The sequence below is a fragment of the Shewanella morhuae genome, from assembly GCF_003028295.1.
Taxonomy (GTDB): Bacteria; Pseudomonadota; Gammaproteobacteria; order Enterobacterales; family Shewanellaceae; genus Shewanella; species Shewanella morhuae.
This window is the reverse complement of the sequence record NZ_PYSG01000002.1, coordinates 844,008-858,521: the sequence shown is the minus strand read 5'-3', so window position 1 is coordinate 858,521 and position 14,514 is coordinate 844,008. Positions and strand designations below refer to the sequence as shown.

The 14,514-nt window shown below is 45.6% G+C and carries 15 protein-coding genes; 5 read left to right on the top strand and 10 right to left on the bottom strand.

The genetic code is table 11. The features are described 5' to 3' along the window. Nucleotides 1-49 precede the first annotated feature (49 nt). The 4 genes from C9I43_RS04300 to C9I43_RS04285 all read left to right on the top strand — a co-directional run bounded on the left by C9I43_RS04300 (nucleotide 50) and on the right by C9I43_RS04285 (nucleotide 5,096). Nucleotides 50-1,063 (top strand): efflux RND transporter periplasmic adaptor subunit, encoded by a 1,014-nt coding sequence (locus C9I43_RS04300; protein WP_107884031.1) that lies wholly within the window; start codon nucleotides 50-52, stop codon nucleotides 1,061-1,063. A 35-nt stretch (nucleotides 1,064-1,098) separates the two neighbouring features. After that, nucleotides 1,099-4,329, top strand: coding sequence for an efflux RND transporter permease subunit (locus C9I43_RS04295; protein WP_107882306.1), 3,231 nt, complete (start codon nucleotides 1,099-1,101; stop codon nucleotides 4,327-4,329). A gap of 60 nt (nucleotides 4,330-4,389) precedes the next feature. Further along, nucleotides 4,390-4,602, top strand: a complete 213-nt coding sequence (locus tag C9I43_RS04290; protein ID WP_076498090.1) for a YgaP family membrane protein — start codon at nucleotides 4,390-4,392, stop codon at nucleotides 4,600-4,602. Between the two features lie 92 nt (nucleotides 4,603-4,694). Next, on the top strand, nucleotides 4,695-5,096 hold the full coding sequence (locus C9I43_RS04285) for a rhodanese-like domain-containing protein (protein WP_107882304.1): 402 nt from the start codon (nucleotides 4,695-4,697) through the stop codon (nucleotides 5,094-5,096). 179 nt (nucleotides 5,097-5,275) lie between these two features. Here the strand turns inward: C9I43_RS04285 and C9I43_RS04280 are convergent, their stop codons facing one another. The 10 genes from C9I43_RS04280 to C9I43_RS04235 all read right to left on the bottom strand — a co-directional run bounded on the left by C9I43_RS04280 (nucleotide 5,276) and on the right by C9I43_RS04235 (nucleotide 13,728). After that, complete coding sequence (locus tag C9I43_RS04280) at nucleotides 5,276-5,818, bottom strand: YaeQ family protein (RefSeq protein ID WP_107882302.1); 543 nt, start codon at nucleotides 5,816-5,818, stop codon at nucleotides 5,276-5,278. A gap of 121 nt (nucleotides 5,819-5,939) precedes the next feature. Next, the gene (locus C9I43_RS04275) at nucleotides 5,940-6,851 is read right to left on the bottom strand and encodes a precorrin-2 dehydrogenase/sirohydrochlorin ferrochelatase family protein (RefSeq protein WP_076498085.1); all 912 of its coding nucleotides are present in this window, start codon (nucleotides 6,849-6,851) and stop codon (nucleotides 5,940-5,942) included. Nucleotides 6,852-6,870: 19 nt separating this feature from the next. Further along, nucleotides 6,871-7,230, bottom strand: a complete 360-nt coding sequence (locus tag C9I43_RS04270) for a rhodanese-like domain-containing protein (protein WP_076498083.1) — start codon at nucleotides 7,228-7,230, stop codon at nucleotides 6,871-6,873. A gap of 168 nt (nucleotides 7,231-7,398) precedes the next feature. Then, nucleotides 7,399-7,716: a putative signal transducing protein gene (locus C9I43_RS04265; protein ID WP_076498082.1), complete on the bottom strand. Its 318-nt coding sequence runs from the start codon at nucleotides 7,714-7,716 to the stop codon at nucleotides 7,399-7,401. 227 nt (nucleotides 7,717-7,943) lie between these two features. Then, nucleotides 7,944-8,891 carry a protein translocase subunit SecF gene (gene secF / locus C9I43_RS04260; RefSeq protein ID WP_076498080.1) on the bottom strand — a complete coding sequence of 316 codons (948 nt, stop codon included), beginning with the start codon at nucleotides 8,889-8,891 and terminating at the stop codon, nucleotides 7,944-7,946. Between the two features lie 12 nt (nucleotides 8,892-8,903). Then, entirely contained in the window at nucleotides 8,904-10,754 is a 1,851-nt protein-coding gene (gene secD, locus C9I43_RS04255) for a protein translocase subunit SecD (protein ID WP_076498078.1), read from the bottom strand. Between the two features lie 17 nt (nucleotides 10,755-10,771). After that, a complete protein-coding gene (yajC, locus tag C9I43_RS04250) occupies nucleotides 10,772-11,104 on the bottom strand; it encodes a preprotein translocase subunit YajC (protein ID WP_076498077.1) in 333 nt (110 codons plus the stop codon). 26 nt (nucleotides 11,105-11,130) lie between these two features. Continuing rightward, complete coding sequence (gene tgt / locus C9I43_RS04245) at nucleotides 11,131-12,255, bottom strand: tRNA guanosine(34) transglycosylase Tgt (protein ID WP_107882300.1); 1,125 nt, start codon at nucleotides 12,253-12,255, stop codon at nucleotides 11,131-11,133. A gap of 162 nt (nucleotides 12,256-12,417) precedes the next feature. Then, nucleotides 12,418-13,455, bottom strand: coding sequence for a tRNA preQ1(34) S-adenosylmethionine ribosyltransferase-isomerase QueA (queA, locus tag C9I43_RS04240; RefSeq protein WP_076498074.1), 1,038 nt, complete (start codon nucleotides 13,453-13,455; stop codon nucleotides 12,418-12,420). A 63-nt stretch (nucleotides 13,456-13,518) separates the two neighbouring features. Beyond that, the gene (locus C9I43_RS04235; protein ID WP_076498072.1) at nucleotides 13,519-13,728 is read right to left on the bottom strand and encodes a hypothetical protein; all 210 of its coding nucleotides are present in this window, start codon (nucleotides 13,726-13,728) and stop codon (nucleotides 13,519-13,521) included. Nucleotides 13,729-13,834: 106 nt separating this feature from the next. Here C9I43_RS04235 and C9I43_RS04230 point away from each other — a divergent pair, with 106 nt between their 5' ends. Then, complete coding sequence (locus C9I43_RS04230) at nucleotides 13,835-14,458, top strand: acyl carrier protein phosphodiesterase (protein ID WP_076498071.1); 624 nt, start codon at nucleotides 13,835-13,837, stop codon at nucleotides 14,456-14,458. The last annotated feature ends 56 nt before the right edge of the window (nucleotides 14,459-14,514 follow it).

The window sequence follows — 14,514 nt, the reverse complement described above, 5'->3', positions numbered from 1 at the left end:
CAACTCCATTAGAATTTTCTCATGAATAACATCTGGGATAATTTTAATGCTGACGTCTATTTTTCGCACTCTGTTATTACTACTGCTATTTTCTAGTGCTCAAGCTCAAGCAGCTTCAGTCGACACTATCGACGTTTTAAATAAACCCTATGCTAATTGGGTTACCTTAGATGCCACCATTGAAGCGGTCAAAGCGGCAACGGTGTCAGCACAAACCTCTGGCCGTATCGTCAAGCTCAACTACGATGTTAACGATATTGTCCCCGAAGGCGCTGCCCTACTTGAAATCACCAGTAAAGAACAAGGCGCTGAACTTGCGAGCGTTGAGGCCGACTTAGCCAAAGCAAAAGCCTTAAATGTTGAAGCACAGGCACAATACCAACGTTATAAAGAGTTATTTCCCCAAGGCGCTATCTCACAGGGAGCGATGGATGAAGCCACTGCCAATGCTAAGGCAACCGCGCAAGCCGTCAGTGCAGCACAAGCGCGAGTCATTAAAGCCAGCGAATCCTTAAAATACACGGTTGTTTCGGCACCATTTAGTGGCGTAGTCACTGAGCGTTTTGTCGAACTTGGCGAAACCGTTAGCCCAGGACAAGCGCTGCTGTCAGGGTTTTCAGCAAGCCAAATGCGCGCCATTACCCAAGTGCCACAGCGTTATATCAATCAACTGAAAAATGCCCCCGAATTTATCGTGCGTTTAAGTGATGGCCGCGAGTTGACCTCGAGGGATCTCACAATTTTTAGTTTTGCCGATCCCATCAGCCACAGTTACCAAGTGCGCATTAACCTGCCTGAGAATGAAGCCAATCTCCAACCCGGCACTTGGGCAAAGGCATCTTTTAAAAATGGCGAGCGTGAAATAATTCAACTGCCACTATCAGCGCTACTCACAATGAACGAACTGAGCAGTGTTTATTTAAAACAGGGGGATGGCTTTGTACTCGTCCAAGTCCGTGTGACTAAACCCTTAAATGGCGAGGTCGAAGTGCTCTCGGGTCTTAAGTCAGGTGACACGGTTGCCGTTGATGCTTACCAAGTATTGCTCAGCAAGAAGCAATAATTTTTTAGCGACGTTAGCTTTGTTGAGGTTGTTTTATGAAACATGCGCCAGCACCACAAACCACACTTGGGATTTCCGGTCGAATCGCCGCAGCCTTCCAAAATAGCGCCATCACGCCACTTTTAGCGCTTCTCGGGCTCTTACTCGGTTTATTCGCGATTTTGGTAACGCCAAAGGAAGAAGAACCGCAAATTGACGTCACCTTTGCCGACGTGTTTATCCCTTTTCCCGGTGCAACGCCTACTGAAGTTGAAAGTTTAGTCACACTGCCAGCAGAGCAGGTAATCTCCGAAATCAAAGGTATAGATACCCTATATTCATTCTCACAGCCCGATGGCGCGATGATCATCGTCATCTTTAAGGTCGGCGTGGCGCGCAATGATGCCATCGTCAGCCTGTACAACCAGATTTATTCCAATATGGATAAATTGCCAAGAGACGCTGGTGTTGGCGAACCGCTAATAAAACCCCGCGGCATCGATGATGTGCCTATTGTGAGTTTAACCTTGTGGTCTAAGGACAGGCAGGTTTCTGCCGAGCAGCTGACCCATGTCGCCCTTGGATTAGAAACTGAAATTAAGCGTATTGCAGGCACCCGCGAAATCTACACCGTTGGCCAACACGAAATAGTGGCCAACATACGCATCGATCCCGCCAAGATGAACAGCTTTAATCTGACCTACGACAAGTTAAGACAAAGCCTGAATGACAATAATATGGTCTCTATGCCTGCATCCTTAGTGCAAGGTAATCAAGAGATTAAAGTTCAGGCTGGGCAGTTTTTACAATCTATTGATGATCTTAAGCAATTAGTCGTTAGTGTCTATCAAGATAAACAAGGTAAACCTATCCCCATTTATCTGGCAGATATTGCTGAAATCAGTTTAAAGAGTGATATCCCTAAGCAGAGCGTTTGGCATGCAGATAAAAACGATATTTATCCAGCTGTTACTATCGCAATTGGTAAACAAGCGGGCCAAAATGCCGTCGATATCGCCGACAGTGTGATTGAGCGGATTGCTAAGGTCGACAATGTATTGATCCCCGCTAATATTGAAGTCACTGTGTCGCGTAACTATGGCGAAACCGCGGCGGATAAATCTAACACCCTTATTTTAAAACTAATTTTTGCCACCAGCGCCGTTGTCGTACTGGTCTTTTTAACCATGGGGGCCCGCGAATCCTTAGTTGTGGGTGTGGCTATTATTATCACACTAGCGATCACCCTTTTCGCCTCTTGGGCGTGGGGATTTACCCTAAACCGCGTGTCCTTATTCGCCCTGATTTTTTCCATCGGTATTTTGGTCGACGATGCCATCGTCGTGGTTGAAAACATCCACAGGCATATGGCGCTCGGCAAAAAATCTTTTAGTGAGCTTATCCCTGTGGCGGTTGATGAAGTCGGTGGGCCGACGATTCTGGCGACGTTCACCGTTATTGCGGCACTGCTACCGATGGCTTTTGTGTCGGGCTTAATGGGGCCTTACATGAGCCCGATTCCCATCAACGCCAGTATGGGCATGTTGATTTCCTTGGTGGTTGCCTTTGTCGTAACCCCTTGGCTCAGTCGTAAACTGCTTAAACACAATGACAAGCACGATAGCGCCCAAGCATCGCACGAGGATGAAGCCGAAACGAAGATGGTGCGCCTCTTCACCCACTTAATTGGCCCTTTCCTGCTGGGTAAAAATGCCCGTAAGGCAAGAATGGGACTGGCTGCTGGCGTATTTGTATTAATTGGCATCGCTGTCGCGCTCCCCATTGGTCAGCTCGTGGTACTGAAAATGCTGCCCTTTGATAACAAGTCCGAGTTTCAAGTGATGGTGGACATGCCAGAAGGCACGCCCGTAGAGCAAACACAAAGAGTGCTACAGGATTTGAGTCGCTACCTGACTACCGTCCCCGAGGTCGAACACCTGCAATTGTATGCCGGCACTAACGCGCCAATGAACTTTAACGGCTTAGTGCGCCACTATTTTTTACGTAACAGCCAAGAACTTGGCGATATTCAAGTGAATCTGGTAGATAAAAAACACCGTAAGCGCGACAGCCATAGCATTGCGGTATCAGTACGGGAAGATTTGCAAAAAATTGGCGAGCAATATCAAGCCAATATCAAAGTAGTTGAAGTACCACCTGGGCCACCAGTATGGTCGCCGCTGGTGGCCGAAGTTTATGGCCCAAGCCCCGCTATTCGCGAACAAGCCGCTTATGAAATGCAGGCACTGTTCCATGAAACCAAAGATGTAGTCGATATCGATATTTTCTTGCCCGCAGCCCAGCAAAAATGGCAAGTGATGATCGACCGCAGTAAAGCCAGCCTGATGGCCGTACCTTATAGCAATATTGTCGATTTGATTGCCACTTCCGTTGGCGGCAAAGACGTGAGTTATTTACACCAAGCGCAGCAAAAAAAACCTGTACCGATTCGTTTGCAATTAGAAGAAGGCGCAAAAATTGATTTAGAGCAAGTGCTGAATATGAAGTTGCTCAGCCAGACAGGTCAATCTGTACCTATTTCTGAGTTAGTAACCATCAAACGCGGCACCATTGATGCACCGATTATCCATAAAAATATGGTCCCGATGATCATGGTCGTCGCTGATATGTCAGGTCCACTGGACAGCCCGCTCTACGGTATGTTCGATATGGCAGACAACATCGATGGCAAGGATGGTTTAGGGTTTGAACAACATTATATTCACCAACCCACAGGGCTCGATTCTATCGCCGTGCTTTGGGATGGCGAATGGAAAATCACCTACGAAACCTTCAGAGACATGGGCATAGCCTACGCTGTCGGCATGATCGCGATTTATCTTTTGGTGGTGGTGCAGTTTAGATCGTATCTGGTGCCGCTCATCATCATGGCGCCTATCCCACTTACGGTGATTGGGGTGATGCCAGGCCATGCACTACTCGGTGCCCAATTCACTGCCACATCTATGATAGGCATGATAGCGCTAGCGGGGATTATTGTGCGTAACTCAATATTATTGGTCGATTTTATCAATCAAGAAACCGCATCCGGCGTGCCCTTTGAGCGAGCAGTGATCCACTCTGGCGCCGTAAGGGCAAAACCCATTATGCTGACCGCTTTTGCAGCCATGATAGGCGCCTTGTTCATCCTTGATGACCCTATTTTCAATGGCTTAGCGATTAGTCTGATCTTTGGTATTTTTATCTCAACCATACTGACGTTAATCGTTATTCCAGTGCTGTATTACACAACAATGAAAAATCGTATGACCCTAAATCAACCCTAAACTAACCACAAAACTAACCACAACAAAGGCCGCTACCCAGACGGTCTCAAGGAGTAAAGTATGTCAATAGAACGCAGCATTATGGCTTTTGCCGGATTGATGGTGTTATTGTCACTAGTGCTAACCGCGTATGTGCACCACAATTTTATATGGTTAACCGCATTTATTGGCGCTAACCTATTACAAAGTGCTTTTACAGGTTTTTGCCCTGCGGCCATGGTTTTACGTAAATTAGGTGTAAAATCAGAGGCTCAAATTGCCAAGCAAAGCTAACCAATACCAAGTCAGTACATAATAGTAAGGTTAGCGAATACCAGCTTGGCTACACCAAGCTGGTCTAAAACAAGTCTTCAAGGAGAGATAAAGTGATCCACAACCTTATTACACGTGGCCAAAACCTAATGCGCTTAGCGCTGTTAAGCCTATCCTCACTAATGCTAATGCCGATGATGTCAAATGCCGCCGATCAAAATCCAGCCATTGCGTGGGATAAAATTGCGACAGGCGCTATGGTGCTTGATGTTAGAACACCAGAGGAGTTTGCTGAAGGGCATATCGCCAATGCCGTCAATATTCCCTTTGAGCAAGTGGCTGAGGAATTTGCTAAGCGTGGCATCGCCAAAGACGCCCCTGTTGTGCTGTATTGTCACAGCGGCCGCCGTAGCAGCATTGCAACCAAAGCCTTAGTCACTGCTGGATACACGCAAACCTATGATGGTGGCGGTTATTCAAGCTTAGTTGAAGCGCAAGAAGCGCCAGCTAAATAATCAGCTCCATAACGTGAATCCTGACGCGCTAAGCTGATATTTAAAAAGAAGTTTTACTCAGTTAATTGCTTTTACCCAGCCGATTGTTAACAGACTAATAAACTAACAGCGCCGATAGTTAATGCCGCATACTTTTAAGTGAAGGCATTCGCTATCGGCACTTTTTATAAAATGCGTGATTAAATATCTTTAAGAATTTCAGGTTCGATCAGCACACTGTTTTCGCTATCAGATAACCAAATTTGGCCTTCACTAATAGAAACCTGTAATGCCATATTACGGCCAACAAAGATTTCCATCGCGGCGACTGACTCTTCAGCAATATTCCATACTTTAAGGTTTTGATAACGATCTAACGTTTGCTGATTTTGCTTCCACCAAATAGGCACGCTGCGGCCACCATAGGTAAATAACTGCACTACTTTGGCACGGCCACTGGCCTTTCTCAGCCATTTTTCATCGGCTTGACCAAACTCAACCCAAAGATCAATTTCACCGGATAAAGTTTTATCCCACAATTCAGGCTCGTCCTCAACGCACATGCCTTTACTAAAACTTAAGCTTTCACTGGCATTAATAATAAACGCCAATAAACGTACCATCATGCGACCATCGGTTTCTGAAGGATGCTGGGCCAATGTTAGTTGATGATCTTGGTAATAATGTCGATCCATATCGGCAATCTGTAAATTGACCTTAAACACGGTCGCTTTGGGGGCCATAATCATCCTAAGTGCAGAGTAAGTACTGAGTGAAATCCTGAAAAAGCGAAATCCTAAAATAAGGTCGCTGAGTCTACCTGAGACTCAGTGTTAGCTCAAACGAACAATGGCACATTGAGTATTAAAGTGCGCCTTGGCGTAAATGTTTGGCCATAGGGAAATGTGCTTTCAACTGATTGATTTTTTGCGTATCAGCCACTAGCAACATCCGAGCGCCTTGCTCGTACTGTTGACTCAATTCACTAAGCGCAGGTAAAGAACCACGATTAGCATCACGACGCACGAGTTCAGTCAGTGCATCACTCACCTCATCTTGGCTATATATCCAATCGAGCCGTTGTAATAGCGGTATCGCCGCGAGCGGTAATAAATCAATTTGAGTAGCATCATCAATTAGCAATATTTCACCACGACTGACTAAACTATCAAACGCATTGTAATAATGTTCGGCAGTACGATTATCAAAACGGTCGCCATTGGTATCGAAAAAGCGTTCCCAAAATAAGCGACGTTTTGATGTTGAATCGAGTTTATCTTGCACTTCTACACGTCTATCGGCGACAAAATCAAATAAAGGCTTAAGTGATTGCGGCAAGCTGGTCTCTAAACGTGAGCGAATGGTACGCGCAAATACCGGCGCGGCGCCCGCAGTGCTTATGGCCACCACTAAACGGCCACGATCGACAATGGATGGGGTAATAAAACGGCAAAATGCAGGATTATCAACAGCGTTAACCCAAATACCCCGCGCGGTTGCTAGGGTCGCTAACTCGGCATTTAAACTATCATTAGCGGTGGCTAAATAGACTAAATCATAGTTTTGAATATCAGCGTGGACCACATTACGTTCAGAAATAAGAATACGGCCTGCATCCGCATAACCCCGCACTTCAGGATTAATCTCTGGGGCTATCACGTGAATATTAGCCTCGGTACGTGTTAATAGTGCTAACTTACGGCTGGCCACATCGCCTGCCCCCACCAGCAAGACATTCAAATTAACTGTATCGATAAATAAGGGGAAATATTGCATTGAAATGGGTCCTAGACGCTTAATCCTGTACAACAGGTAATTGTCGCTGTATCCAGCCCTTATAACCACCCACCATAGAGGCAACGCGGGTATAACCCATGAGTTGCAGATTATGGGCCGCCAAGGCTGATCGCGCACCACCGGCGCAGTAGAGCAAAATGGGAGTATTTTTATCGGGGAAACGTGTTTCAATATCACGCTCTAAAATACCGCGACTTAAATGTTGAGCTTGGGGTAAATGATCCTGTAGCCACTCGCGATCCTCACGCACATCAATTAAATGCCAGCTGTCATCTAATTGATAAGCTTCTATGGTCACTTCGGTTATTTTTGGCAAAATAGCATTAACAAGAGCAGAAAAGGCATTGGGGGACTGCATCGCAGACTCCTAGGTAAGATATTGAATGATGAGGTGAAGTTAGCTTATAAGCAAAGTCAGTTTATCAACAAAGTGTAATGCGCTCATCTGGCTCAAACAATCTTTTTACGGCACCATTAATAAAGAATTAACCTTAATAGCACTACATGTTTAGATAACGTACTTAGATTAATTGTGGCTTTCGCTACGCTCCGAGCTGCATTGCCAACAAAGCTCAAAACTACCTTCATTGGTTTCATGGCACAACACACATTGCCATTGTGGACTTTCAACATCCAGGGCTTCTAACTGAATTTGTGCAGGCCCATGTTGGGACTCTCGCACCCATAACTCCACATTTTGCATTCCGGTAGGGAGTTCACCAACACCACCTAACAACGCTTCACCTCTGAGCTCAACGTGAATACCACAAGTTTCTAATAAACCTTTCCATGTATGGGCTTGTAATAGATTACCACCTGCAACTAATACCTTACGTTCTTCCATGGGACATCCTACGGCTACAAGTCTCTAGAATTTGGGTTGCCGTCATCCTACTGCTAAATAGCCAAGTCTGTCGAGTGCTGTTTTTTACATCATTCATTAATAACATTAACAACGACATTTTACGCAGCAAACCATAGTGAGCAGGGAATTTGGCAAGCAACATGTGTCACCCATTCTTATATGCAAAAAAAAACCACCCGAGGGTGGTTTTTACGCCAACGTAGCAGTTAAGGCATCATTGGAGGTTGGTCTGCACCTTCTTTTTCTATCTCAACTGGCATCATATGTTCACGATTGATGCCCAGTTTAATGGCCAAGAAACTCGCCACATAAATAGATGAATAGGTACCCACAAAAATACCCATCAGCAATGCAGTCGCAAAGCCATGGATCATTGTGCCGCCCTTAAGGAACAAAGCTATGACCGTCACTAAAGTCGTACCTGTAGTGATAATCGTCCGGCTCATGGTTTGAGTGATAGAAACGTTGACGATTTCTTCAGGGTCACTCTTACGCATCTTAAGGAAATTTTCACGGATACGGTCAAATACCACGATAGTATCGTTGAGAGAATACCCCACAACCGTCAATAGACCCGCTAAAACGGTCAAATCAAATTCCAATTGGAATACCGAAAAGACCCCTAACGTCACAATCACGTCGTGTGCCAGAGCTGCCACTGAACCAAAAGCTAAGCGCCATTCAAAACGAAATGACACGTAAATCATGATACAGATCAGTGCCACTAATACAGCTAAAGCGCCTTGTTCAGCCAGTTCTTTACCCACTTGTGGACCAACAAACTCAACCCGCTTTTGCTGTACTTGTGGATCAACTTTCTGCGCTGCTTCCATGACGGATTTAACTTGCACATCACTTTTAACGCCTTCTTTAACCTGTAAACGTACTAAGACGTCACGGCTAGAACCAAAGTTTTGTACGATGGCACCTTCAGAATCTGGCGTTGTCAATTGCACTCGCAGCGCGTTTAAATCAACTGGCTGAGTAAACTCCATTTCAACGACGGTACCGCCAGTAAAATCAAGCCCCCAATTAATACCATTGACGCCTAGTGATACTAGCGATGCCAGCACCAACACTGCTGACATAATACTGATTGGCAGAGCATGACGGAGGAAGTTTACCGTATGTTTAAAAGATAAAATTTCAATCATTATCACTTCCCCTTAGATAGACAGAGTCTTCACGCGCTTACCACCCCAAACCGCGTTAACGATTGAGCGAGTACCCACGATAGCGGTGAACATGGAAGTTGCAATACCTATCATTAAGGTCACGGCAAAACCTTTAATCGCCCCCGTACCTACGGCAAATAAAATTAGCGCCGTAATGAAGGTGGTGATGTTAGCATCCGCAATCGTTGAGAATGCATTACCATAGCCTTCATGGATAGCTTGCTGCACACTACGACCTGCGCGTAATTCTTCACGGATACGCTCATAAATCAGTACGTTACCGTCAACTGCCATACCTACAGTCAATACCATACCGGCAATACCCGGTAGCGTTAACACCGCGCCAGGGATCATCGACATCACGCCAACAACCATGACTAAGTTTGCGGTTAACGCAAGGTTGGCGATCAGACCAAAAGCGCGGTAGTAAATCAGCATAAAGAGTAAGACAGTTGCCATTCCCCACATCATGGCTTGCACACCGCTTTGAATGTTTTCAGCACCTAAGCTTGGACCAATGGTACGTTCTTCAACGATAGACACCGGTGCAATCAGGGCACCCGCACGCAGCAATAGCGCGAGGTTTTGTGCTTCACCATGGCTTAAGCCAGTGATCACAAAATTACGTCCTAAACGAGCTTGGATAGTTGCAACAGAAATCACTTCTTGAATTTTGCGCATCTTGACGCTGCCATCGGCATTGCGCTCACCACTGTCTTTATATTCAATGAACAAAGTGGCCATAGGCTTGCCTATGTTGTCTTTGGTCACGTCAGAGAAAATGGTACCGCCTTTCGCGTCTAAGTTAATGCTCACCTGTGGGCGACTGTATTGGTCAAAGCTAGGCTGCGCGCCAGTGATATGATCACCCGTCAGCATCACTTCTTTCTTCAATATAACAGTGCCACCTTCACGGCGCTGATACACTTCAGAACCTGCAGATACCCGACCAGATTGCGCAGCATTCGGATCAGCTTTGTCATCCACCATATGGAATTCAATCGATGCCGTAGCACCGAGAATTTCCTTAGCACGAGCGGTATCTTGCACCCCTGGTAGTTCAACGATAATGCGCTCAGCGCCTTGACGTTGTACCACTGGTTCCGCCACACCTAATTCGTTAACACGATTACGAATAGTGGTAATGTTTTGCTGCAGTGCCTCTTCTTTAACTTGCTTAATATAGGTATCGCTCATGACCGCTTGCAGGGCGAAATTTTCACCACGGCTCACATCACTAAAAACCATATCGTTACTGCGAGTCTTAAGGAAACGTTCAGCACTGGCTAAGCTTTCAGCATCACGAAACTTAATTTCGATACCTGCACCATTATTACGAATGCCGGCATAACGAATTTTTTCATCACGTAATTGCGAACGAAAATCGGCAACTTTAGCCTCTTCCATCTTACGAATGGCTTCGCCCATGTCCACTTCCATTAGGAAATGCACACCGCCACGAAGATCGAGCCCGAGTTTCATTGGGCTACCGCCCATTGACTCGAGCCATTTAGGCGTTGCAGGGGCTAAGTTTAGCGCCACTGTAAAATTGTCACCGAGGCTATCGGCAATCACTTCTTTAGCCAGTAGTTGTTGCTCCGGATTTTGCACTCGGACCAACAACTGACCTTTTTCAAGCTCAGAGCGCTTTACCGCAATGCCCTTGCTGGCTAACAGCTCGTTCACACTGGCTTGGGTAGATGCGGTTACTTCAGCACCCCGAGTCGCCACAACTTGCACCGCGTGATCTTCACCAAAAAGGTTCGGTACGGCATAGAAACAACCTATAGCGATGACAAGCACCACCATAATGTTTTTCCACATTGGGTATTTATTTAACACGCCTGAGCCCTCTTGGCTTACAACGACTGGATAGAGCCCTTAGGCAATACAGCTGCAATATAGTCTTTTTTTATCGTGATTTGAGTCGTGTCGTTTAAGCTCAGTAACACGTAATCGCTTTCATCGCTGATTTTTGCAACCTTACCTAAAATTCCGCCACTGGTTAGCACTTCATCGCCTTTACCAATCGCTGACATAAGGTTTTTGTGCTCTTTAACGCGTTTTGACTGCGGACGGAAAATCATGAAGTAGAAAATCAGGCCGAAAATCGCCAGCATGAAAATCAGTTCCATCGTGCCGCCACCTTGTGGTGCGCCGGCAGCGCTTGCGTATGCATTTGAAATAAACATAGTTTTCTCTTCTTATTAGTAAAAAATCAATCAACAAACTCTGGTACTTCGCGACCTTGATTGGTATAGAAGTCCTTTACAAAGGCGTCTAATGTACCCGTCTCAATCGCACCGCGCAAACCTTCCATTAACATTTGATAGTATCTCAAATTGTGCATGGTGTTTAAACGCGCACCCAGAATCTCATTACAACGATCTAAGTGATAAAGGTATGCCCGTGAATAGTTTTTACAGGTATAACAATCACACTTAGCATCAAGTGGTGATGTGTCATCTCGATGACGCGCATTGCGTATTTTGATCACACCTTCACTCGTAAACAGATGACCATTTCGAGCATTACGGGTTGGCATGACACAGTCAAACATGTCAACACCGCGACGTACGCCTTCAACGAGATCTTCTGGTTTACCGACCCCCATCAGATAGCGAGGTTTGTCAGCAGGAATTTGCGGGCAAATATGCTCAAGAATGCGATGCATATCTGCTTTGGGCTCACCTACGGCCAAACCACCGACGGCATAACCGTCAAAACCAATATCCACTAAGCCTTTTAAGCTTTCGTCACGTAAATCTTCATACACACCGCCCTGAATAATACCGAACAGAGAGTTAGGGTTCTCTAAACGGTCAAATTCATCGCGTGAACGCTTCGCCCAACGTAAAGACATTTGCATTGATTTGCGCGCTTCATCTTCAGTGGCGGGATACGGGGTACATTCGTCAAAAATCATCACCACATCACTGCCCAACGCATCTTGAATTTGCATTGATTTTTCAGGATCTAAGAAGATTTTCTCACCATTTATAGGCGAGCGAAAATGTACTCCTTCTTCGGTGATCTTACGGATATCACCGAGACTAAATACTTGGAAACCACCCGAATCAGTTAAGATAGGACGTTGCCAGTTCATAAAATCATGCAAGTCACCGTGCTTACGCATGATTTCTTCGCCTGGACGCAACCATAAATGGAAGGTGTTACCGAGCAGAATGTCAGCGCCAGTGGCACGTACTTCCTCTGGCGTCATACCTTTAACCGTGCCGTAAGTTCCCACGGGCATAAAGGCTGGAGTTTCTACTGTACCTCGATCAAAAATCAACCGACCACGGCGCGCGCGGCCGTCAGTAGTATCTAATTCAAATTTCATAATTTACCTCGCCAGAAAAACAGTCTGACTACATTTTTAATGGCCAATGCCATTTTGATTAACAATAGAGATGGGGACAATGCAAAAAGGTTCAACCTTTTGATAAAATAAATTTGCCCCCATTACTCACTGTGGGCGGCTATTTTAAAGCAAAATCATACTCTAGTGGGCTTTTTTCGTCACAAACATGGCATCACCATAACTAAAAAAGCGATATTTTTGTGCGATTGCATGTTGATACGCCGCCATAACATGATCAAAACCCGCAAAGGCAGACACTAACATGATTAAGGTAGATTCTGGCAAATGGAAGTTAGTCACCATAGCATCAACAACTTGGAACTGATAACCGGGATAAATAAAGATGTCGGTATCACCGCTAAAAGCTTTGAGCTCACCCCCACCTGCGCGCGCAGCACTTTCGAGTGAACGCACTGATGTTGTGCCAACGGCAACCACACGTTTACCTGCCGCTTTAGTTCGCGCGATTAAATCGACCACATCCTGCGGTACATTAGCCCACTCTGAATGCATCTTGTGCTCAAGAATTGTGTCAACGCGTACGGGCTGGAAAGTTCCTGCACCGACATGCAAGGTCACAAAGGCAATATTCACGCCCTTAGCCTTTAATGCTTCAAGCATCGCATCGTCAAAATGTAAACCAGCCGTCGGCGCTGCAACCGCGCCAGGGTTTAGGTTATACACAGTTTGATAGCGCTCTTTATCGGCATCTTCATCGGGTCTATCGATATAAGGCGGTAGCGGCATATGCCCTACGGCTTCGAGTACTTCTAAAATGGTCAACTCAGCTAACAGTTCGAGTTCAAATAAAGTATCGTGGCGCGCCACCATCTTCATTTGATAGCCACCATCAAGGTGGATTAATGAATCGACTTTAGGAGATTTAGAGCTGCGAACATGGGCGAGAATACGCTTATCATCGAGCATACGCTCAACTAAAATTTCTAACTTACCACCACTGGCTTTTTGGCCAAACATACGCGCGGGGATCACTCGGGTATTATTGAATACCATTAAATCACCGGGATTAATCATCCCCAGTAGATCGGTAAATTGTTTATCACCTAACGCGCCAGAGTTGCCATCTAAAGTGAGTAGGCGTGATGCATTACGCTGCGCCATAGGATAACGAGCGATCAGCTCATCAGGGAGATCGAAACAAAAGTCAGCAACGCGCATAGTGGCCTCAAGATAGCGTTAAACGGCGGCTAGTCTATAGGGTAGAGGCCAATAAGATCAAGATTACTTATTGCCAGTGTCTATTTCTTGCTCAAGACACTGTGGATTGGCTCCTTCAGAGGATACATTCTCATCGGCAGCATATTTAAGCCGTGCGGGGCTAAAATCATCCAAGCTAAAAGGGTGTTGTTCAAAGGGGATTTCAACTAATATTTTTTTGCGCTTAGGCCGCTCGTCTTTACCGAGCATTTTAGTAAACCAGTTCCACATCATCCATGATCCTAAAAAAGTGAAAAAAAACTACATTTTTACCTTGGGCGCTTTCCTAAGCGCACTACTGCATGCTACCGTGAACCGACGTGGTTAACCAAGCATATATATGAACTTTCTTACACACTTACATCTTGCCGATATCAGTAAAACTCATCTTGCCGCTAATGTGGCGGGTAACTATATTCAAGCACCAATAGCGCAAGCGCCTATGGAATTACGGCAAGCTTTATGGCTCAACCAAGAAATTAACACTCTGTGCGCTAGCCACGAACTCACTATCGAACTAATGGAAGCCTTTCCTGTAGCCTTAAAAAGCATAGCAGCAGAGCTGATGGCGGTGAGTTTTGATCATTACTTGGCTTACTATTGGGAAGAATATCATCCAGAACCACTCGATGCATTTAGCCAGAAGGCGTATGGCGCCCTAGCGTCTTTCGCAGCCCAAGGCCATGATCAATATCATCCTCAATCTCTGTTAACGCTCATTCCACCCATGCGCAGCGAAGACTGGCTAGGCAGTTACACTAACGAGCAAGGGCTACGTCGCGCTTTAGCACAAGTGGCAAAACAGCACCCACAAGCTGCGCTATTTAAAGACAGTCATAAAATTATCGATAAAATGCAGATCGAAATTGAAACGGCGTTTCGCACTTTTTACCCGCAATTAATGGCTTATAGTCGTATTTGGAGTCGTAAGACGCCAGCCGAATTTTTACCCTCTCCCCTCTAAACATTAGCAAGCATAAAATTATGCAGTTGGCCTAGGTAAATTTTGTTAATATGGCC